Consider the following 19,331-nt stretch of genomic DNA (forward strand, 5'->3'; position numbering starts at 1 on the left):
CCGGCATATCGTCAGCTTGTCGGCTCCAGTCGGGCGTCACGGCGAACGAGCGCCGCGTACCGTCCGTCCTGCTCCAACAGCTCCTCGTGCGTACCGCGCTCGACCGCGCGCCCGGAGTCCAGGACCACGATCTGGTCGGCACTCCGGATGGTGGACAGGCGGTGCGCGATGGTCAGTGTGGTGCGGTTGGCGGACAGCGCGTCGATGGCTTCCTGGACGGCGGCTTCGGTCCGGGTGTCCAGGGCGCTGGTCGCCTCGTCGAGGATGAGGACGGGCGGGTCGCGCAGGATCGTGCGCGCGATGGCCAGGCGCTGCTTCTCGCCGCCGGAGAAGCGGTGGCCGCGCTCGCCGACGACCGTGTCGTAGCCGTCCGGCAGGGACGCGATGTGCTCGTGGATCTGGGCGGCCTCCGCCGCAGCCCGGAGTTCCTCGTCGGTGGCGTCCGGCCTGGCGAAGCGCAGGTTCTCGGCGACCGAGGCGTGGAAGAGGTACGTCTCCTGCGAGACGACGCCGACCCCACGGGCCAGGGTGTCGAAGTCGAGGTCGCGGACGTCGACGCCGTCCAGGGTGACGCGGCCGCCGGTCACGTCGTACAGCCGCGGCACCAGATAACCGAGCGTGGACTTGCCGGCGCCGGTCGGGCCGACGACCGCGAGGCTGCCGCCGGCGGGGACGGTCACGTCGATGCCGTCGAGGACCGGGCCGCTCTTGCCGTCATAACGGAACTCGACGCTCTCGAAGCGGATCTCGCCCTTGATCTGGTCGAGGTGGACGGGACGCTCGCGTTCGATGATGTCGACCGGCAGGTCGAGGTACTCGAAGATGCGCTGGAAGAGCGCGAGCGAGCTCTGGATCTGGACACCGGTCGACAGCAGGCTGACGGCCGGGCGGAACAGGCCCTGCTGGAGCGAGACGAAGGCGACGATGGTGCCGGTGGAGACGTCCGGGCCGCCCGACTGGAGGGCGATGCCCGCGGTCCAGTAGATGACGGCCGGCATGGCGGCCATGACGATCGTGATCACAGCCATGCGCCAGCGGCCGGCCGTGTTCGACTTCACCTCGAGGTCGACCAGCCGCTCGGACTCCTCGGAGAAGGACTGAGTGAGCGAGTCGGAACGGCCCATGGTGCGACCGAGCAGGATGCCGCTGACGGAGAGCGACTCGGTGACGGTGGCCGCCATGGCGGCCATCTGCTTCTGGCGCTGAGTGGTGATCTTCTTGCGTTCGTTGCCGACGCGCCGGCTGATCCACACGAACACCGGCAGCAGGAGCAGCGAGACGACGGTCAGGCGCCAGTCGAGAGCGATCATCGCGATGATCGTGGCGACCACGCCGGTGAGGTTGGAGACCAAAGAGGTGGCGGTGGAGGTGACGGTGGCCTGCATGCCGCCGATGTCGTTGGCGATGCGGGACTGGACCTCGCCCGTGCGGGTGCGGGTGAAGAAGGCGAGAGACATGCGCTGCAGCCGGGCATAGACGGCGGTGCGCAGGTCGTGCATGACGCGCTGGCCGACCGTCGTGGAGATCAGCGTCTGCAGGACACCGAAGACGCTGGTGAGGACGGCGCTGAGGATCATGCCGAGCGCGAGCAGGCTGAGCAGTCCCGTGCGGCCCTCGGGAATCGCGACGTCGAGCGTCTCCTTCAGCATGAACGGCGTGGCGACGGAGACCAGCGACGAGGCGCCGACCAGCAGGCCGACTACCGCCAGGCGTCCGCGATAGGGACGGAAGAGCTTCAGGATGCGGCGCACTTGCCGGGGCTGTTCAGCGGAGTCGGCAGGTGGCGTCCAGGCGGGTTCGTGATCGGGTTTCATGAGCTCCTTCGAGGAGGCGTGGAACTACGACGATTCAGGACCATAGCTCATTGTTACCTATGCTCACAATGAGCCTGGTCCTGATATTGTTCCCGCATGACCACCCCCGATTCCGACGGCCTCCTCGCCGAGCAACTGCTGCGGCTCACCCGCCGGGTCCACCGCATCCAGAAGCGTCATCTGGAGCAGCGCGGGCTGGGCGTCACACCGGCCCAGGCCCGGTTGCTGCGCACGCTGGCGCACTGCGGCTCGCCGCCGCGCATGGCCGACCTCGCCGAACGCCTGGAGGTGGTGCCGCGGGCCGTGACGACGCTGGTCGACGGGCTCGAGACGAGCGGAAAGGTGCGCCGGGTCCCCGATCCGACCAACCGCCGGGTGATCCGAATCGAGCTCACCGAAGACGGGCACAAGGCCCTGCGTGAACTGCGCGGCGCTCGCGTGTCTGCCGCGCAGGAGATCCTGGCCCCGCTGTCGGACGGGCAGCGCGAGGTGCTCGGCGGGCTGCTGGACACGCTGGTGGAGGGGATGCCGGAGCCGGGGCGAAGCTGCTGAGCGAGGCACACGCCGAACAACGGGCCGCGGTCTCCCCTCCGTCGTGCTGGAGCGGCGGCCGCGACCGTGCCGGTACGGTCCGTCAACTCACCTCCGGGGGAGCCTCCTTGGCCATCGGAGCGGCGACGGCCGGCGTGTCCTCGCGCTCATCGTCCACTGGCACGATTTCGCCGATTTCACCGTCCGGCACCTCCTTCGCCCGTTCCATGTCCAGCGCACCCTCCAAGCGGGAGACCACGAAGACCGCGAAGCAGTCGTGGAGCAGGTGGGTGACGACACGAGTCCATGATGCGGTCCGCACCGGGCAGCAGGGCGACGGCATCGGCGTGGACGGCCCCAGCGAGGACGCGGTCGAGGCCGGGGCGCGGAAGGCGGAACCGGTGTTCCCGCCATGCCCTTGCTGGTCAGCATCAGCACGAGGATCACTGTGACCTCCCGGCTCAGGCTGAGGCCGACGCCCACGGCCTGGCCGGTGAACGGCGTGCCGATGGACCCCCCTTGCACGGTGTGGAGTCGCGGAACTACGCCTGGGCAAGGGTGACTTGGCAGGACATTCCGGGGGCTTGGTCACGGCGCGGCGGCGGTGGCGGGTCGTGCCGGTCGGAGCCGAACCCGGCGGGGACGTCAGCGGTTTGAGCCGGGAGCCCGCCGGCCCCGGCCGGGCATGATCCGTCTCTTCATGGCCGGTGTCCTACGGGGAGTTGGCCGCCCCTCGCAGTGAGGCCTCCCATGACACGGCCTCGGGGCGGTCCGGAATCCACTGGGCGGCTTCCGAATCTGTGCGGTGCCGCGGAAAACAGCTTGCTATCGACCACGCTGCGACGCCAACCTTTCACGGTTTGTTGCCGCGCTCGGCGGTTCCCTCCACCCTGACACGAGTCACTGGGACGTCATGAAGATCCAAGACCTTCCGTATCCCGATCCGGGTGTGCCGGACGCACGCTCGGGTCCCCGCTTCCTGTGGTGGCTCGGCCGCAATCAACTGGGCGGGCAGCTCAAGTCGCTGGCCTGGGGGCTGCTGCACTTCGGGTCCGTCTCCGCGCTGCCGTTCTGCGTCGGCCTCGCCGTCCAGGCCGTCGTCGACCACTCGGGTGCGCGGCTCGCCCTCGCGGGCGCTCTGCTGGCGCTGTGCTGCGCCGGAAACGCGATAGGCGATACGTTCCTGCACCGCGCCGCGGTCACCAACTGGATCACCGCGGCGGCCCGCGTCCAACAGCTGCTGGCCCGCAAGGCCGCACTGCTGGGCTCGGCGCTCACCAGACGGGTCGCGGCCGGCGAGGTCGTGGCCGTCTCCACGGGTGACGTCGAGAAGATCGGCTGGTTCGTGGAGGCCGTCTCCCGGTTCACCGCGGCGGCATGCACCATCGTGCTGGTCTGCGTGGGCCTCGTCGTCTACCAGCCGGCGCTCGGCGGGGTGGTCGCCGTAGGCCTGCCCGTCCTGGCGCTCGCGGTGCTGCCGCTGCTGCCCCGTGCCACCCGGCGTGCCGACTTCCAGCGGGACAGGGCGGGGCGCGCCACCGAACTGGCCTCGGACACCGTCGCGGGCCTGCGCGTGCTGCGCGGCATAGGCGGCGAGGAGCTCTTCCTCGACCGCTACCGCCGCGCCTCCCAGGAGGTCCGCCACGCGGCCGTGCGCAGCGCCCGCATGTGGTCCCTCATCTCCGCGATCCAGGTGCTGCTGCCGGGCCTGCTGCTGATCACAGTCGTCTGGTACGGCGTCCATCTGGCCCGCCAGGGCCGCATCGGCGTCGGCGAACTCGTGACCGTCTACAGCTCGGTCATGGTCCTCACCTATCCGCTGCGCCACTTCGAAGAGATCGCGATGGCCTACTCCTTCTCCCGCCCGTCGGCCAGGCGGGCCGCGGGCGTGCTGTCGCTGGAGCGGGTCACGGACACCGGGGGGTCGCGAGCGGCCGAGGTGCCCGCCGGGGACCTGTACGACCCGGCCACCGGTCTGCTCGCACCCGCCGGCCGGTTCACCGCCGTGGTCTGCGGCGACCCGGACGCGGCGGGCCGAATGGCCGACCGGCTCGGCGGGCACCCCTCGGAGCAGGGCACTTCGGTGCTGCTGGGCGGTGTGCCGCTCGACGAACTGCCGCTCGATGCCGCACGTGCGGCCGTCCTCGTCCAGGACAAGGACCCGGTGCTGCTGTCCGGCACGCTGCGGGAGCTGCTCGACGTGCCCGCCTCGGGTGACGTCGGCACCGGGGATGCGCTCGCGGCCGCCCAGTGCGAGGACGTCCTGGCCGCTCTCGTCCAAGGGTCACTCGACGCCGGGGACCCGATGGACGCCCGGATCACCGAACGCGGCCGCTCCCTGTCCGGTGGCCAGCGCCAGCGGCTCGCCCTGGCCCGCTCGCTGATCACCGACCCGGGGGTGCTCGTCCTGGACGAACCGACATCCGCCGTCGACTCGCACACGGAGGCCCGGATCGCCCAGGGCGTGCGCGATCTGCGGGCCGGACGCACGACTGTGGTGTTCACCTCCTCGCCCCTGCTGCTGGACCACGCGGACCGGGTCGTCCTCGTGCACGAGGGCGAGGTCGCCGCGGTCGGCATGCACCGCGACCTGGTGCACAAAGAGCCCCGGTACCGGGCGGTGGTGACGCGCGAGACCGACGAAGAGGCCGACCGGCCCGGCGGAGCGGACGCGCGGCGCCACGAACTCGACGAACTCGACGAACTCGACGAACTCGACGAACTGCGAGAGATCGAGGAGTCGGCATGATCGGCGCGGTGGCGCCACCGGCGTACGACCCGGCTGCACCGACGACGGCGAGCACCCTGCCCGTCGGCGCCTCCGCGACCGTACGCGCCTATGCGGCGGAACTGTTCCGCCGGCACCGCCGAGTCTTCCTGCTGCTGATCGCCGTCAACACGGTCTCCGTGGTCGCGTCGATGGCCGGCCCGTACCTGCTGGGCGGACTCGTGGAACGCGTGTCGGACGGGGCCCGGGAGCTCCATCTGGGGCTCACCGCCACCCTGTTCGTGCTCGCACTGGCCGTCCAGGCCGTGTTCGTACGAGAGGTGCGGCTGCGCGGGGCGATGCTCGGCGAGCGGATGCTGGCCGACCTGCGCGAAGACTTCCTCGTACGGTCGGTCGGGCTGCCGCCCGGCGTCCTGGAACGGGCCGGGACGGGCGACCTCCTGTCCCGGATCACGACGGACATCGACCGGCTCGCCAACGCGATGCGCGAGGCCGTGCCCCAGCTCGCGATCGGTGTGGTGTGGGTGGCCCTGCTCCTCGGCGGACTGGTCGTCACGGCGCCGCCGCTGGCCGGCGCGGTGCTGCTCGCCCTGCCGCTGCTGGTGGTCGGCTGCCGCTGGTACTTCCGGCGGGCGCCGTCCGCCTACCGCTCGGAGGCCGCCGGGTACGCCGCCGTGGCCGCCGCGCTCGCCGAGACCGTGGACGCCGGACGCACCGTGGAGGCGCACCGGCTCGGCGGCCGCCGCATCGCGCTGTCGGACCAGCGGGTCGAGGAGTGGACGGCCTGGGAGCGCTACACGCTGTGGCTGCGGTCGGTGCTCTTCCCGATCATCAATGTCACCCATGTGACGATCCTCGGCTCGGTCCTCATGGTCGGCGGTGTCTTCGTCCTGCACGGCTGGCTCGGGGTCGGTCAGCTGACGACGGGAGCGCTGATCGCGCAGATGCTCGTCGATCCGGTCGGCCTGATCCTGCGCTGGTACGACGAGCTGCAGGTGGCCCAGGTGTCGCTGGCCCGGCTGGTCGGTGTCCGGGACATCGAGCCGGACTCCGGGGAGGACGCGCTGGCCCCCGAGGGCCGCGACGTGCACGCGGACCGGGTGCACTTCGGTTACCGCGAGGGCGTCGACGTGCTGCGCAAGGTGTCCCTGGAGGTCGCGCCCGGCACCCGGCTGGCACTGGTCGGTCCCTCGGGCGCGGGCAAGTCCACGCTCGGCAGACTGCTCGCCGGCATCTACGCACCCCGCGACGGCCGGGTCACCCTGGGCGGTGCCGAACTGTCCCGGATGCCCGCGGAGCGGGTCCGCGAGCACGTGGCCCTCGTCAACCAGGAGCACCACGTCTTCGTCGGCTCGCTGCGCGACAACCTCCTGCTCGCGCTCCCCCACTCCCGGCTTCCCTTGCGCGGGGGGACTCCTGCGGACGCCGTCGACGCCGAACTGTGGGCGGCGCTCGCCGCGGTGGACGCGGCCGGCTGGGCACGCGCCCTCGACGAGGGACTCGACACCGAGGTCGGCTCCGGCGGGCTGACGCTCACTCCGGCCCAGGCCCAGCAGATCGCGCTGGCCCGTCTGGTGCTTGCCGACCCGCACACCCTGGTCCTGGACGAGGCGACCTCCCTGCTCGACCCGCGCGCGGCCCGCCACCTGGAACGGTCCCTGGCGCGGGTCCTCCACGGCCGCACGGTGGTCGCGATCGCGCACCGGCTGCACACCGCCCACGACGCGGACGTCATCGCCGTCGTCGAGGACGGGCGGATCAGCGAGCTGGGCAGCCACGACGATCTGGTCACCGCAAACGGCGCGTACGCGGCGCTGTGGCGGTCGTGGCACGGCTGACCTGGGAATATCGCGGTCATGGGGAGCCGGGAGCGACCTGGTCGGCCGGTCACGGTGCGCCCGGTACGGGGGCGGGCCGGGGACGGGCGTCTCCCGGCCCGCGCCCGTGCCGTTGCGCGGTGCCGAAGGGGGGTGGAAGGCTGGGTAGCGGGCACCGGCTCGGGGAGCGCCCGCGGACCCTGCGGTTGGCCGACGGGTGCGGCTTGTGCCTCCATGGCCTGCGGCCCCGCCGACCGCGGGGCGAACGGGCCCGTCCCCACCACCTGGAGGTTCCCGTGAACAGCGACGAAGGATGGGGTGACGACGTCTACCAGCCCGACGGATCCGAGGTACAGGACGACGCGGGACTGCTCGACGCGGAGGACACCCTCGTCAGCGACGGTGTCGACGATCCCCTCGACCGTGGCTGGTCCCCTCCGGACAGACCATGGGCGGTGGAGCGCGCCGACGTGACGGCGGCGGAGCGCCGGCACGGCGAGACGCTGGACCAGCGCCTCGCCGAGGAACTGCCGGACCTCGTCGCACCCGACGGCGACGGCATCGGTGACTGTGACGGCACCGACGGGGAAATTCTGGACAACGAGGTCGGCGCGGCCCGCTCCGGCCGTCTCGTGGCTCCGGACGAAGGGGCCCACGAGGACGAGGAGAGCGCCCTGATCGCCACGGACGTGGGCATCGACGGGGCCGCGGCCTCGGCCGAGGAGGCCGCGATGCACATCGTCGACGAGGACGCCCTGTCCGGCTGACGCTGTCGCCCGCTGAGCGCCGCATGTCTCGCCGACGCCGGACAAGGAGCACCCATGCAGCAGGACGAGCACCCCGACTACCACGCCGTCGTCTTCCGCGACCGGGCGGCCGGCTACGCCTTCCTCACCCGGTCCACCGCGACCAGCGACCAGACCATCGAGTGGGACGACGGTGAGACGTACCCGGTCGTGGACGTGGAGATCTCCTCTCAGAGCCACCCCTTCTACACCGGTAAGGCGCGCACGGTGGACTCGGAGGGCCGCATCGCCCAGTTCGAACGGCGCTACGGCGGGGCGGGCCAGGGCTCCGGCTGAGGCGGGGAAGCCCGAGGCGGGACCGCCCGAGGGCGGCCGCCCCCTCAGATGAAGTTCAGCGCCGCCGCGCAGCCCACTCCCCCCAGCAGCATGAACACCGGCATCAGCACCTTGAGCTCGACCCAGCTGCCCGCGCGGAACCGCATGGCCTTCGGCGGGCCGATCGGGTACCAGCGCTTGCGGCCCACCGGTATCGGCCACAGGACGGGGCAGCCCGAGACCGTCAACGCGTCGCCGATGTCGTGCACTATCGCGCCCAGCACGACCGGCAGCCCCAGCCACAGGTACTCCTGACCGGGCGCCGTGAACAGCCAGTCCGATCCGTTGCCGGGCTTGTCCAGGACACCGGCGAGGATCCACGCGCTGGTCGCGGCCAGCAGCCAGACCAGCACGTCGCTGCTGGATCCCCGGGCCGCCCGCCAGAGCAGGCCTTCGATGGCCAGCACCATGTGCACGAAGAGGATCGCCAGCACTGCCCAGCGGCCGCCGGTGATCGCCACGGCCGAGGTGCCCGCACCGATCAGCACGGCCCACAGCCAGGTGTGGGTGAGGGTGCGGTGCCCGCCGGAGCGGCGAGGGTCGCCCTGCTTCTTCGTGGCCTTGTATACGGCGTACGAGAGCTTGTCGACGATCTCGCACAGCCAGCGTGAGAGCGGCCCGAAGGACCGCGAGATGGTCGCTGCCTTGTGGTCGAGGTCCGGGGCGAGCGCGGCGCCGGCGCAGATCAGGGTTCCGGCAAGGAGGACCGGCCACGGCATCGTGTGCCCGGCCGCGGCGGCCGCCGCACCGACGCCGAGCCAGGCCGCGGCGCCCGACAGTGAGTGTGCTGGTCCCATCATCGCCGTTGCCCGCCCCATTCCTCATGTGCCGCTGTCCAGTTGACCGGGTGCGTTGACGCTCCGCCGGCGACACAGCGTAGCGTTCGCGATCTTCGGTCGGGCATCCGATTCCCTTGTCAGGCAGCAGGGCAGGCAAGATGGGTGCGTGACCCTCATCGATCAGCTGCCGCCGACCGCCGACCCCGACGCCCTCTACGAAGCCTTCGAGTCGTGGGCGCAGGAGCGCGGTCTCACCCTCTACCCGCACCAGGAGGAGGCGCTGATCGAGGTGGTCTCCGGTGCGAACGTGATCGTGTCGACACCCACCGGCTCCGGCAAGAGCATGATCGCGGCGGGCGCCCACTTCGCCGCGCTGGCCCGTGACGAGGTCACCTTCTACACGGCTCCGATCAAGGCGCTCGTCTCCGAGAAGTTCTTCGAGCTGTGCAAGCTCTTCGGCACCGAGAACGTCGGCATGCTGACCGGCGACGCGTCCGTCAACGCCGATGCGCCCGTCATCTGCTGCACGGCGGAAGTGCTCGCCTCGATCGCGCTGCGCGACGGCAAGCACGCCGACGTCGGCCAGGTCGTCATGGACGAGTTCCACTTCTACGCGGAGGCGGACCGCGGCTGGGCCTGGCAGATCCCGATTCTCGAGCTTCCCCAGGCGCAGTTCATCCTGATGTCGGCGACGCTCGGCGACGTCTCGATGTTCGAGAAGGACCTCACCCGGCGCACCGGCCGCCCGACGTCGGTGGTCCGCTCGGCGACCCGCCCGGTCCCCCTCTCCTACGAGTACCGGCTCACGCCGCTCACGGAGACGCTGACCGAGCTGCTGGAGACCAAGCAGGCGCCGGTCTACATCGTCCACTTCACGCAGGCACAGGCCGTGGAGCGGGCGCAGGCGCTGATGAGTATCAACATGTGCACGCGCCAGGAGAAGGACCAGATCGCCGAGCTGATCGGCAACTTCCGGTTCACCACGAAGTTCGGCCGCAATCTCTCCCGTTACGTGCGGCACGGCATCGGTGTGCATCACGCGGGCATGCTGCCCAAGTACCGGCGCCTCGTGGAGAAGCTCGCGCAGGCCGGTCTGCTGAAGGTCATCTGCGGCACGGACACGCTCGGCGTGGGCGTCAACGTCCCCATCCGCACGGTGCTGTTCACCGCCCTGACCAAGTACGACGGCAACCGCGTCCGCACCCTGCGCGCCCGTGAGTTCCACCAGATCGCGGGCCGTGCCGGACGGGCCGGCTTCGACACGGCGGGCTTCGTCGTCGCCCAGGCCCCCGAGCACGTCATCGAGAACGAGAAGGCGCTCGCCAAGGCGGGCGAGGATCCGAAGAAACGCCGGAAGGTCGTCCGCAAGAAGGCGCCCGAGGGCTTCGTCGGGTGGACGGAGAACACCTTCGAGAAGCTCATCGCCTCCGAGCCGGAGCCACTGACGTCCCGCTTCCGGGTGACGCACACCATGTTGCTGTCGGTGATCGCCCGGCCCGGCAACGCCTTCGAGGCGATGCGGCACCTGCTGGAGGACAACCACGAGCCCCGCAAGCAGCAGCTCCGGCACATCCGGCGTGCGATCGCCATCTACCGCTCCCTGCTGGACGGCGGCATCGTCGAGAAGCTGGAGGAACCGGACGCCGAGGGACGTATCGTCCGGCTGACGGTCGACCTTCAGCAGGACTTCGCGTTGAACCAGCCGCTGTCCACCTTCGCCCTGGCCGCGTTCGAACTCCTTGACCCCGAGTCGCCGTCCTACGCCCTGGACATGGTGTCCGTCGTCGAGTCGACGCTGGACGACCCCCGGCAGATCCTCGCCGCCCAGCAGAACAAGGCGAGGGGCGAGGCCGTGGCCGCGATGAAGGCGGACGGCGTCGAGTACGAGGAGCGCATGGAGCGCCTCCAGGACGTCACGTACCCGAAACCCCTGGAGGAGCTGCTCTTCCACGCGTACAACACCTACCGCAAGAGCCACCCTTGGGTGGGCGACCATCCGCTGTCGCCCAAGTCGGTCGTCCGTGACATGTACGAACGAGCGCTGTCCTTCACCGAGTTGGTCTCCGTCTACGAGCTGGCGCGCACCGAGGGCATCGTGCTGCGCTATCTGGCCGGCGCCTACAAGGCCCTCGACCACACCGTCCCGGACGACCTCAAGTCCGAGGACCTGCAGGACCTGATCGAGTGGCTCGGCGAGACGGTGCGCCAGGTCGACTCCAGCCTGCTGGACGAGTGGGAGCAGCTCGCCAACCCGGAGGAGATGACCGCGGAGGAGGCCCAGGAAAGGGCCGACCAGGTCAAGCCGGTCACCACCAACGCGCGTGCCTTCCGTGTCCTCGTCCGCAACGCCATGTTCCGCCGTGTCGAGCTCGCCGCCCTGGACCAGGTCCAGGAGCTCGGCGAGATGGACGCCGAGTCCGGCTGGGACGCGGATGCCTGGGGCGAGGCGATGGACAAGTACTGGGACGAGTACGACGACCTCGGCACCGGCCCCGACGCCCGAGGCCCCAAGCTGCTCCTGATCGAGGAGGAGCCGCAGAACGGCTTGTGGCGCGTCCGCCAGACCTTCGCCGATCCGAACGGCGACCATGACTGGGGCATCAGTGCGGAGGTCGACCTCGCGGCCTCCGACGCCGAGGGCCGTGCGATCGTCCGCGTCACCGACGTCGGCAAGCTGTGAGCACAGGAGAATCCCACTTATGACGAACCCCGCCGAGAGGCTCGTCGACCTGCTCGACCTGGAGCAGATCGAGGTGAACATCTTCCGTGGCCGGAGCCCGCAGGAGTCCCTCCAGCGGGTCTTCGGCGGCCAGGTGGCGGGCCAGGCGCTGGTCGCCGCAGGCCGCACCACGGAGGGCGACCGCCCGGTGCACTCGCTGCACGCGTACTTCCTGCGCCCGGGCCGGCCGGGCGTGCCGATCGTGTACCAGGTCGAGCGGGTACGGGACGGGCGGTCGTTCACCACCCGCCGGGTCACCGCCGTGCAGCAGGGCCGCACGATCTTCAATCTCACCGCCTCCTTTCACAAACCTGAGCAGGGGAGCTTCGAGCACCAGCTGCCGCCGGCCCGCAAGGTCCCGGCCCCCGAGTCCCTGCCGACGGTCACCGACGAGATCCGTGAGCATCTGGGCGCCCTCCCCGAGCAGTTGGAGCGGATGGCCCGCCGACAGCCCTTCGACATCCGCTACGTGGACCGGCTGCGCTGGAGCACCGAGGAGGTCAAGGACGCCGACCCGCGCAGCGCGGTGTGGATGCGCGCGGTCGGTCCGCTGGGCGACGACCCGCTCGTGCACACCTGCGCGCTGACCTACGCCAGCGACATGACCCTGCTGGACGCGGTCCGTATCCCGGTCGAACCCCTGTGGGGCCCACGGGGCTTCGACATGGCGTCGCTGGACCACGCCATGTGGTTCCACCGGCCGTTCCGCGCGGACGAGTGGTTCCTGTACGACCAGGAGTCGCCCGTCGCGACGGGCGGACGAGGGCTGGCCCGCGGACGGATCTACGACTTGGAAGGGCGTCTGCTGGTGTCGGTCGTCCAGGAGGGGCTGTTCCGGGCGCTGTAGGCAGTGTCGTCCGGCCACTCTGGAAGGGCTGTCGGGGCAGGTGTGCTTCACGAGCCTCTGCGACGCAGCCAGCCCAGCAGACCGCGTGACGGCTCCGTCTCCTCGGGTCCGGGCGAACCGTGCCGCTCCGCAAGCGAGTCGGGGTTTGGTGCCGGGCGCGGCGCCGGACCGTGCTCGCGTGCGTCCCCGAGGGCTTGTGCCAGGTCGGCCCTGAGCCAGCCGATCTCGTCCGCGTCGCTCGCTGTCATGATCCTTTCGGCGATGTGGGCGGCGGGCGAACCCGGAGCACCGTGAGCGGGCGGACCCGGCCACAAGCGGTTCAGATGGGCGCGCTCGCAGGGGTCCGTGGCGATTTCCGAGATCTGGAGGGGGTCGAGGAAGGCAGCGACGGCTCCTGCGCGCTCCCAGGGGTCGCCGGCCTGGCGCAGCAGGAATCCCAGGTGGCGTCCACGCCAGTTGCGAGGGCGCAGGTCCAGGCCCGCTTCCAGCTGATCACGCAGTCCCTCCGGCGTACGGGCGTTCAGCAGCGAGGCGTTCTTCCTGTCGTCCGCGAACTGCCGCAGCTCTTCGGCCAGATACAGCCAGACGACGGCGCGGTAGCGGTTGAGGTAGAAGTTCACCGGCACCACAAGTCCCAGGCGTGCCAGGCGCGTGAACCGGCCGGCGGACACGTCCATGAGGGCCGCGCCCTCCGTGGTGCCCACGGCCTTCACTCGCTCCCGCAGCGATTCGGGGAAGCGGTCCGCGGAACACAGCCGGTCGATCTCGCAGCGGGCGACACGGCGGCCGCCGCCTCCTTCGTCGGGCACGGTCCTGATGTGTCCGAGGTGTACGGCGAGGTCGAACTCGCCTCGCTTGAGCCCCAGTTCCCGCGCAGCGCGACTCGGCGCGTACGAGAGGCGGTGCGGCTTCGTGATGGTGTCGCCCGACATGCTCGGTCTCCCCCGTGGAGTCGGTTGCTCACGCTGTGTGCGCTCGCGGTGACACAAACCGTAGCCGGTCCGGCGGATGACCCGGCAGGCCTGTGGATAACTCCACGGGGAAGGACTGATCAGCAGGTCAGAGCTCTATTGCCGAGCTCCGCTCGGGCTGTCGCGCGTCGACGGCGAGGTGCTCGCCGACCCGGTTCACCAGCAGGGTCATCTCGTAGGCGATCTGGCCGATGTCGGCCTCCGCCCCACTGAGCACGCACAGACAGCTGCCGGTGCCCGCCGCGGTCACGAACAGCACGGCGTCGTCGAACTCGACCATCGTCTGCCGTACCTGTCCGGCGTGGAAGTGGCGCCCGGAGCCTTTGGCGAGGCTGTGCAGGCCGGACGAGACGGCGGCCAGATGCTCCGCGTCCTCGCGGCGCAGCCCGGTGCTCGCGCCCGCCACCAGCCCGTCGTTGGACAGGACCAGGGCATGCCGGACGTGTTCGACACGCTCGGTCAGGTCGTCCAGCAGCCAGCCAAGTCCGTGGTTCTGCGCCATGTTTCCGTCTCCCCGTGTGACGTCTCCTCCTGGCCGGAGGATCCCCCCGCCAGCCTTCCCCAGGACCGGCCGCCGGGCAAGGAGGATGGGGCCATGGCACAGAAGATGACCGATGAGGAATGGCGGGCCTTCGTCTCGTACGGCACGCGAACGGGAAAGCTGTCCACCGTCAGGGCCGACGGGAGTCCCCACGTTACGCCGATCTGGTTCCTGCTGGACGGGGACGAGTTGGTGTTCAACACGTCCAAGACGAGCGTGAAGGGACGCAATGTGGCCCGGGACGGCCGGGTCGCCGTGTGCGTGGACGACGACCGGCCTCCCTTCGACTATGTGGTGATCCAGGGGCACGCCCGCATTTCGGAGGACCTTGAAGACCTCCGGCACTGGGCCACCCGCATCGGGGGGCGCTACATGGGCGAGGAGCGCGCGGAGGCGTTCGGCGCCCGCAACGGCGTGCCGGGCGAACTCCTTGTCCGTGTCACGATCGAGAAGGTCCTCGCGGAGAAGGGCGTCGCGGACTGAAGCCTCCCTTGCCGGTCAGCCGACCGAGTCGAGCAGCCGGGCGGTGTGCATCCGCCCGGCGTACTCGACCAGTCGGATCAGCACCTCCTTCCCGGAGTCGCGGTCGCGGGCGTCGCAGAGCACCACTGGCGTTCCCCGGTCGAGGTCGAGGGCGCGTGAGACGTCCTGGGCGCCGTAGGCCCGGGCGCCCGCGAAACAGTTGACGGCCACCACGAACGGGATGCCGCGGTGCTCGAAGTAGTCCACTGCGGGGAAGCAGTCCTGGAGGCGGCGGGTGTCCGCGAGCACCACGGCGCCGAGTGCTCCCTGTGACAACTCGTCCCACAGGAACCAGAACCGGTCCTGTCCGGGCGTGCCGAACAGGTAGAGGGAGAGGCCGGACCGGATGGTGATGCGGCCGAAGTCCATGGCGACCGTCGTGGTGACCTTCTGGTCCACTCCGTCGGTGTCGTCCACCAACTGGCCTGCTTCGCTGAGCAGTTCCTCGGTCCGCAGCGGCCTGATCTCACTGACCGCGCCCACCAGGGTGGTCTTTCCCACGCCGAATCCACCGGCGACCAGTATCTTCAACGCCAGGGCGGCCGTCTCGCCATCGGCGGCGTCGGAGTGCTCGGAGACCATCGATCACTTCTCTCGGGAGTGCCGGCCACGGTCGGCGTCAGTACGTGTGGGCCGCGTCCCGGCAGAACGTCCGCGCGGGGCTCGGGTGCGTGAGCGCGAAGGCAGCATCGTGTTCATCTACAGCGCCCGCAGTCCTTCGATCACCTCGCGCAGGATCCGTTCGTCGGGCAGCTGCGCGGGCGGCACCGGACGGCTGACGGTGACGCAGCCGAGTTCCAGCAGGTCACCGAGGAGCACCCGCACCACGCCGACCGGTAGATCGGCGCCCGCGGCGAGCTCGGCGACCGACTGCGTCTCCGTCCGGCACAGGCCGACGAGAGCGCGGTGCTCCGGCCCGAACGCGGTGTCGTCGTCCACGCCGGGCGCACCCGCGTCCAGGGTGACGAGTGCGATCAGGTCGAAACGCACCCCGGTGGGGCCGGGCTTGGTACGTCCGCCCGTCATGGCGTACGGGCGGACGAGTGGTCCGGCCTCGTTGTCGTACCACCGGCTGCCCGGCTCGCGTGGGGCGCCGCTCATGTCCTCGTTCATGTGTGGGGACCGCCTTCCCGCCTCAACCGGCGGCGGGCGGCCGCGCTCCGACGCGCGGCGCCGTGTACAGGTGCTCGCCGACGCGCTTGACCAGCCGTGCCATCTCAAAGGCCACCAGGCCGATGTCGGCGGTCACGGCGGTGAGAACGGCGAGGCAGGAGCCGTCGCCCGCGGCGGCCACGAACAGAAAGCCGTCGTCCATCTCCACCATCGTCTGGCGCACACCACCGGCGCCGAAGTGCCGGCCCGCGCCCTTGGCCAGACTGTGGAAGCCGGAGGCGACGGCGGCCAGGTGTTCCGCGTCCTCACGCTTGAGGTCGGTCGACGCGCCCACCGCGAGCCCGTCGTTGGACAGCACCACGGCGTGCCGTACTTCGCTCACGCGCAGCACCAAATCGTCCAGCAGCCAGTCGAGTTCGCCGGACCGCTGGGCGGACCTCATGCTCGGGTCCTGGATCATGCTGGGTCTCCTTCGCTGCTCTCGCTGCCCGCTGGGGAATCTGGAGTGGCCCCGCTTCCGGGCTGCCTGCCGCCGCCGCGTGTCCAGCCGTCGCGGTACGCCGCCATGCGGTCCCGTACCAGTTCGGGGGTGCGCCGTTCGCCGCCGTGTGCCGTGGGCGTCTCCCCCGGTTCCTCGGCGCGCCGCTCGCGCAGTTGGGGGGCGAGGCTCGCCTGCCGTACCCGGCGCGGAAGGTCGTCGGATCCTTCGGAGTCGTCCGTGGGACGGTGCAGTCGCAAGGTGGTGACTCCGGGGGGTGGGGTGTCGGTCGTGGTCTCCGCCGCGGCCTGTACGGGAGCCACCAGCGCGGGCCGGTCGGGCTGCGCCGGAACGGGCTCCCGGAGCCGGTCGGTGCGGGGCACGCGCGCGTACTCGTGTTGCATGGTGCGTTCCGTCTCCGCCGCCTCGCGGGGGGAACGTTCCGCCGCGCCGGTGTGCAGCAGCGCGGTGGGCAGGAGGACGACGGCGGTGGTACCCCCGTAGGGCGAGGTGCGCAGGTGCACCCTGACGCCGTGCCGGGCGGCGAGCCGGCTGACCACGAAGAGGCCGAGCCGGTCGCTGTCGAACAGGTCGAGTGCCTCGGACTGCTCGATGCGACGGTTGGCCTCGGCGAGCGTCTCCTTGCCCATGCCCAGACCGCGGTCCTCGACCTCGACGGCGTAGCCGTTGCCGACGGGCTCGCCGGTGACGCGCACGCGCGTGTGCGGCGGCGAGAACTGCGCCGCGTTCTCGATGATCTCGGCCAGGAGGTGGGTGAGGTCGGCGACGGCCGCGCCGATCACGGACGCGTCGGGCAGCTGTCGTACCTCCACGCGCGCGTAGTCCTCGACTTCGGAGACGGCCGCACGGACCACGTCCGTCAGGGAGACCGGCATACGCCAGCCCCGGCCCGGAGCCGCTCCGGAGAGGATGATCAGGCTCTCCGCGTGGCGCCGCATGCGGGTCGTGAGGTGGTCGAGCCGGAAGAGGTCGCTCAGCTCGTTCGGGTCGTCGGAGCGCCGTTCCATGCTGTCGAGGAGGGTCAGCTGGCGGTGGACGAGGATCTGGCTGCGCCTGGCGAGGTTGACGAAGACCCCGGAGATGCCGCTGGCGAGCTCGGCGCGCTCCACGGCGGCGCGCAGCGCGGCGCGATGCACGGTGCCCAGGGCTTCGGCGACCTGCCCGGTCTCGTCCTCCGCGGGTGGCCCTGGAGGTGCCTCGGCCTGTACGTCGATCTCCTCGCCCGCTCGCAGCTTCCGCATGGCCTCGGGGAGTTTGCGCCGGGCGATCTCCAGGGCGCTGTTGCGCAGGCTGACCAGCTCGACGACGAGGCCGCGGCCGATGCGTACGGAGATGACGAGCGACGCGGCGACGGCGACGAGGCCGAGCAGGACCGCGGCGCCCGCCGGGGTGAGCAGCCCGCGGGTGAACGGGTCTGCCCGGTCGGAGACACCGTGCGCCGCGTCCTTCCCGATCGTCCGCATGCCGTGCTGCACGCGTGCGTGTGCCCTGTCCCAGGTGCCTTCCGGTGCCGCCGCGGTCGCCCGTGCGCCCGGCGCACCGGCGAGCACGTTGTCCTCGGCGGCGGTCACGGCGGCGTAGTCGCTGCCGCCGGCGAGTGTCTCCCAGGCGGCGTGTTCGGGGCCGCCGAGGTCTGCGACGGCGGACTCGGTGATGGCGCGGCGTGTGTCGACGGCGCCGGTGAACAGCCGCAGCCGCTCGCCGGAGAGTCCGCCGGCCAGGCGCGCACTGGCCAGTACCACGTCCTCCTGGGCGAGCGCCTCTCCCGCGCGGGAGAACTCGAGGAGCACGCGTGCGTGGGACCCGAGGTCGGCGTCCTGGATGCCGGTGAGGGCGCCGCCCACCCGAAAGGCGGTCGCGATCGTCCTGGTGTAGCGGCCGTACGTCTCGTCCCATGCCACGCGCCGGTCCAGCACGGCGGTCCGCAGGGGACGCAGTTGTTCGGCGCCGGTGACGAAGGCTTCGAGGCGCTCGGCGACTCCGGCGGGCAGTTCCTCGCCGTCGGCGACGGTGTTGCCGTCGCCGAGCCGCAGCTTCGCCACGGCCCGGTCCGTGTCCTGCGCGAGTTTCCTCAGGTCGCCGCTCTGGCCGGCGGACGGTTCGGTGGCATGGCGCACCGCGGCCTCGCGCTCGGCCTGGAGCGCGGCGACGGCGTCCGCGACGGGCGACCGGATCTCGGAGTCCACCCGCTGCAGCTGGCGCAGCCTGGCGACGTCCTGGGCAGTGCTGACGGTGGCGTACGCCCACAGGGCAAGCAGTGAGACGACGGGCACCATCAGCAGGCAGACGATCTTGGCTCGAACGGTACGCGGGCGTATCCGCCAGTGCCCCCCGCGCGCAGATATGTCGTCCGCGGCCGCGCCCGCGCCGTCTTCCGCCACTTCGTGGGCGGGCGGTCCGGCGTGTGCGCGGCGGCCGCGCACCGGGGGTGGGGGCGGCGTCTCGGCGCCGGCCGTGGGCGTCCTACGCGGTGTACGCATGGCCTCCTCGCTCGGGAGTGGTTCGGGTGCGTGCCGTCCGGGCGGTCACTGCGCCCGGCCCAGCCGCTGGCGGGCGACACTCTCGGCCTCGACGGGCCTCTGGGCCGAGGCGGACGCCTCGCGCTCCCCCGTCGTCGGCGACAGCGCGACGAACGCCGACGTCAGGAACAGATAAGACCCGAGGCCGACGGCGAGGGGGAAGATGAACTGCATCGCCGTGACCCCGGGCAGGGCCGTGCCGGAGGGTGTGACGTCCACTCTCACCGCGAACATCGCGGTGTAGTGCATGCTGCTCACCGCCGCTCCCATGATCAGAGAGGCGATGGTGACGGCAATGGGTGACTTGATGTTGAGGGCCGCCCACAGCGCCGCGGTCGCCGCGACGACGGCGATCAGGACGGAGAGCGCGACGAGTACCGGGTGATAGCTGACGTCGCCGTGCAGTCGGACCGCCGCCATGCCCAGATAGTGCATGCTCGCGACGCCCAGCCCGGTGGTGAGTCCGCCGAGGAAGAGCGCACGGGCGCGGTCCTTGCCGTAGCCGACGGCGAAGACACCGGCGCAGACGACGGTCACGGCGACGAGGAGGCTCACGATGGTGAGCGGCACGTCGTAGCGGATGTCGGTGCCGCTGACGCCGAAGCCGAGCATGGCCACGAAGTGCATGGTCCAGATGCCGGTGCCGATCGCGGAGGCCGCCGTGACGAGCCAGTTCCGGCGCGAGCGGCCGGTGGCCCCGAGCGCGCGGACGGTGCAGCGCAACCCCAGGGCGGCGCCTATGCAGGCCATCACGTACGACAGCAGGGGGGTCAGCCAGCCGAAGGCGGCGTGGTCCAGGTGTCCCATGAC

17 protein-coding genes and 1 pseudogene are annotated in these 19,331 nt (G+C 71.1%); 8 read left to right on the forward strand and 10 right to left on the reverse strand.

The window, feature by feature from the left end:
• Nucleotides 1–11: 11 nt before the first annotated feature.
• A complete protein-coding gene (locus ACZ562_RS22100) occupies nt 12–1,814 on the reverse strand; it encodes an ABC transporter ATP-binding protein (RefSeq protein ID WP_471181725.1) in 1,803 nt (600 codons plus the stop codon).
• A 96-nt stretch (nt 1,815–1,910) separates the two neighbouring features.
• Between ACZ562_RS22100 and ACZ562_RS22105 the strand changes: the two genes are divergently transcribed.
• Nucleotides 1,911–2,366, forward strand: coding sequence for a MarR family winged helix-turn-helix transcriptional regulator (locus ACZ562_RS22105; protein ID WP_471181728.1), 456 nt, complete (start codon nt 1,911–1,913; stop codon nt 2,364–2,366).
• An 82-nt stretch (nt 2,367–2,448) separates the two neighbouring features.
• Here the strand turns inward: ACZ562_RS22105 and ACZ562_RS22110 are convergent.
• Nucleotides 2,449–2,858, reverse strand: a pseudogene (locus ACZ562_RS22110) (cation:dicarboxylate symporter family transporter); the annotation flags it as partial.
• 400 nt (nt 2,859–3,258) lie between these two features.
• Between ACZ562_RS22110 and ACZ562_RS22115 the strand changes: the two are divergent.
• From ACZ562_RS22115 to ACZ562_RS22130, 4 genes are all read left to right on the forward strand, one after another.
• Nucleotides 3,259–5,094 (forward strand): ABC transporter transmembrane domain-containing protein, encoded by a 1,836-nt coding sequence (locus ACZ562_RS22115; protein ID WP_471181731.1) that lies wholly within the window; start codon nt 3,259–3,261, stop codon nt 5,092–5,094.
• Nucleotides 5,091–6,911: an ABC transporter ATP-binding protein gene (locus ACZ562_RS22120; RefSeq protein WP_471181734.1), complete on the forward strand. Its 1,821-nt coding sequence runs from the start codon at nt 5,091–5,093 to the stop codon at nt 6,909–6,911. The genes ACZ562_RS22115 and ACZ562_RS22120 overlap by 4 nt, the downstream gene beginning before the upstream one ends.
• Nucleotides 6,912–7,186: 275 nt before the next feature.
• Nucleotides 7,187–7,657, forward strand: a complete 471-nt coding sequence (locus tag ACZ562_RS22125) for a DUF5709 domain-containing protein (protein ID WP_471181736.1) — start codon at nt 7,187–7,189, stop codon at nt 7,655–7,657.
• A gap of 54 nt (nt 7,658–7,711) precedes the next feature.
• A complete protein-coding gene (locus ACZ562_RS22130) occupies nt 7,712–7,972 on the forward strand; it encodes a type B 50S ribosomal protein L31 (protein ID WP_471181739.1) in 261 nt (86 codons plus the stop codon).
• Between the two features lie 44 nt (nt 7,973–8,016).
• Here the strand turns inward: ACZ562_RS22130 and ACZ562_RS22135 are convergent, their stop codons facing one another.
• Nucleotides 8,017–8,811 (reverse strand): metal-dependent hydrolase, encoded by a 795-nt coding sequence (locus ACZ562_RS22135; protein ID WP_471181741.1) that lies wholly within the window; start codon nt 8,809–8,811, stop codon nt 8,017–8,019.
• 145 nt (nt 8,812–8,956) lie between these two features.
• Between ACZ562_RS22135 and ACZ562_RS22140 the strand changes: the two genes are divergently transcribed.
• Both ACZ562_RS22140 and ACZ562_RS22145 read left to right on the forward strand, forming a co-directional pair.
• Nucleotides 8,957–11,470 (forward strand): DEAD/DEAH box helicase, encoded by a 2,514-nt coding sequence (locus ACZ562_RS22140; protein ID WP_471181743.1) that lies wholly within the window; start codon nt 8,957–8,959, stop codon nt 11,468–11,470.
• A gap of 19 nt (nt 11,471–11,489) precedes the next feature.
• The gene (locus ACZ562_RS22145) at nt 11,490–12,356 is read left to right on the forward strand and encodes an acyl-CoA thioesterase (RefSeq protein WP_471181746.1); all 867 of its coding nucleotides are present in this window, start codon (nt 11,490–11,492) and stop codon (nt 12,354–12,356) included.
• A 47-nt stretch (nt 12,357–12,403) separates the two neighbouring features.
• Here ACZ562_RS22145 and ACZ562_RS22150 read toward each other — a convergent pair whose 3' ends face one another.
• Nucleotides 12,404–13,288, reverse strand: a complete 885-nt coding sequence (locus tag ACZ562_RS22150; RefSeq protein WP_471181749.1) for a DUF6397 family protein — start codon at nt 13,286–13,288, stop codon at nt 12,404–12,406.
• A gap of 127 nt (nt 13,289–13,415) precedes the next feature.
• Nucleotides 13,416–13,829, reverse strand: coding sequence for a roadblock/LC7 domain-containing protein (locus tag ACZ562_RS22155; protein WP_471181752.1), 414 nt, complete (start codon nt 13,827–13,829; stop codon nt 13,416–13,418).
• A 93-nt stretch (nt 13,830–13,922) separates the two neighbouring features.
• On the opposite strand from ACZ562_RS22155, the gene ACZ562_RS22160 reads away from it, so the two are divergent.
• The gene (locus ACZ562_RS22160; RefSeq protein WP_471181755.1) at nt 13,923–14,351 is read left to right on the forward strand and encodes a PPOX class F420-dependent oxidoreductase; all 429 of its coding nucleotides are present in this window, start codon (nt 13,923–13,925) and stop codon (nt 14,349–14,351) included.
• Nucleotides 14,352–14,366: 15 nt separating this feature from the next.
• On the opposite strand, the gene ACZ562_RS22165 is transcribed toward ACZ562_RS22160, so the two are convergent.
• From ACZ562_RS22165 to ACZ562_RS22185, 5 genes are all read right to left on the reverse strand, one after another.
• Nucleotides 14,367–14,972: a GTP-binding protein gene (locus tag ACZ562_RS22165; RefSeq protein WP_471181757.1), complete on the reverse strand. Its 606-nt coding sequence runs from the start codon at nt 14,970–14,972 to the stop codon at nt 14,367–14,369.
• Between the two features lie 117 nt (nt 14,973–15,089).
• Nucleotides 15,090–15,503: a DUF742 domain-containing protein gene (locus tag ACZ562_RS22170; RefSeq protein ID WP_471181760.1), complete on the reverse strand. Its 414-nt coding sequence runs from the start codon at nt 15,501–15,503 to the stop codon at nt 15,090–15,092.
• 22 nt (nt 15,504–15,525) lie between these two features.
• Nucleotides 15,526–15,963, reverse strand: a complete 438-nt coding sequence (locus ACZ562_RS22175) for a roadblock/LC7 domain-containing protein (RefSeq protein WP_471181762.1) — start codon at nt 15,961–15,963, stop codon at nt 15,526–15,528.
• Nucleotides 15,960–18,482, reverse strand: coding sequence for a sensor histidine kinase (locus ACZ562_RS22180; RefSeq protein ID WP_471181764.1), 2,523 nt, complete (start codon nt 18,480–18,482; stop codon nt 15,960–15,962). The genes ACZ562_RS22175 and ACZ562_RS22180 overlap by 4 nt, the downstream gene beginning before the upstream one ends.
• 45 nt (nt 18,483–18,527) lie before the next feature.
• On the reverse strand, nt 18,528–19,328 hold the full coding sequence (locus ACZ562_RS22185) for an MHYT domain-containing protein (protein WP_471181767.1): 801 nt from the start codon (nt 19,326–19,328) through the stop codon (nt 18,528–18,530).
• Nucleotides 19,329–19,331 lie beyond the last annotated feature (3 nt).

This window comes from Streptomyces sp. NPDC040410 (assembly GCF_055595715.1).

Excerpts from the sequence above, each read along its gene's own strand:
- ACZ562_RS22115 (WP_471181731.1), top strand. The coding sequence starts at position 3,259 with ATGAAGATCCAAGACCTTCCGTATCCCGATCCGGGTGTGCCGGACGCA.
- ACZ562_RS22185 (WP_471181767.1), bottom strand. The coding sequence starts at position 19,328 with ATGGGACACCTGGACCACGCCGCCTTCGGCTGGCTGACCCCCCTGCTG.
- ACZ562_RS22180 (WP_471181764.1), bottom strand. The coding sequence starts at position 18,482 with ATGCGTACACCGCGTAGGACGCCCACGGCCGGCGCCGAGACGCCGCCC.
- ACZ562_RS22145 (WP_471181746.1), top strand. The coding sequence starts at position 11,490 with ATGACGAACCCCGCCGAGAGGCTCGTCGACCTGCTCGACCTGGAGCAG.
- ACZ562_RS22155 (WP_471181752.1), bottom strand. The coding sequence starts at position 13,829 with ATGGCGCAGAACCACGGACTTGGCTGGCTGCTGGACGACCTGACCGAG.
- ACZ562_RS22150 (WP_471181749.1), bottom strand. The coding sequence starts at position 13,288 with ATGTCGGGCGACACCATCACGAAGCCGCACCGCCTCTCGTACGCGCCG.
- ACZ562_RS22160 (WP_471181755.1), top strand. The coding sequence starts at position 13,923 with ATGGCACAGAAGATGACCGATGAGGAATGGCGGGCCTTCGTCTCGTAC.
- ACZ562_RS22100 (WP_471181725.1), bottom strand. The coding sequence starts at position 1,814 with ATGAAACCCGATCACGAACCCGCCTGGACGCCACCTGCCGACTCCGCT.
- ACZ562_RS22105 (WP_471181728.1), top strand. The coding sequence starts at position 1,911 with ATGACCACCCCCGATTCCGACGGCCTCCTCGCCGAGCAACTGCTGCGG.
- ACZ562_RS22170 (WP_471181760.1), bottom strand. The coding sequence starts at position 15,503 with ATGAACGAGGACATGAGCGGCGCCCCACGCGAGCCGGGCAGCCGGTGG.
- ACZ562_RS22130 (WP_471181739.1), top strand. The coding sequence starts at position 7,712 with ATGCAGCAGGACGAGCACCCCGACTACCACGCCGTCGTCTTCCGCGAC.
- ACZ562_RS22120 (WP_471181734.1), top strand. The coding sequence starts at position 5,091 with ATGATCGGCGCGGTGGCGCCACCGGCGTACGACCCGGCTGCACCGACG.
- ACZ562_RS22175 (WP_471181762.1), bottom strand. The coding sequence starts at position 15,963 with ATGATCCAGGACCCGAGCATGAGGTCCGCCCAGCGGTCCGGCGAACTC.
- ACZ562_RS22165 (WP_471181757.1), bottom strand. The coding sequence starts at position 14,972 with ATGGTCTCCGAGCACTCCGACGCCGCCGATGGCGAGACGGCCGCCCTG.
- ACZ562_RS22135 (WP_471181741.1), bottom strand. The coding sequence starts at position 8,811 with ATGATGGGACCAGCACACTCACTGTCGGGCGCCGCGGCCTGGCTCGGC.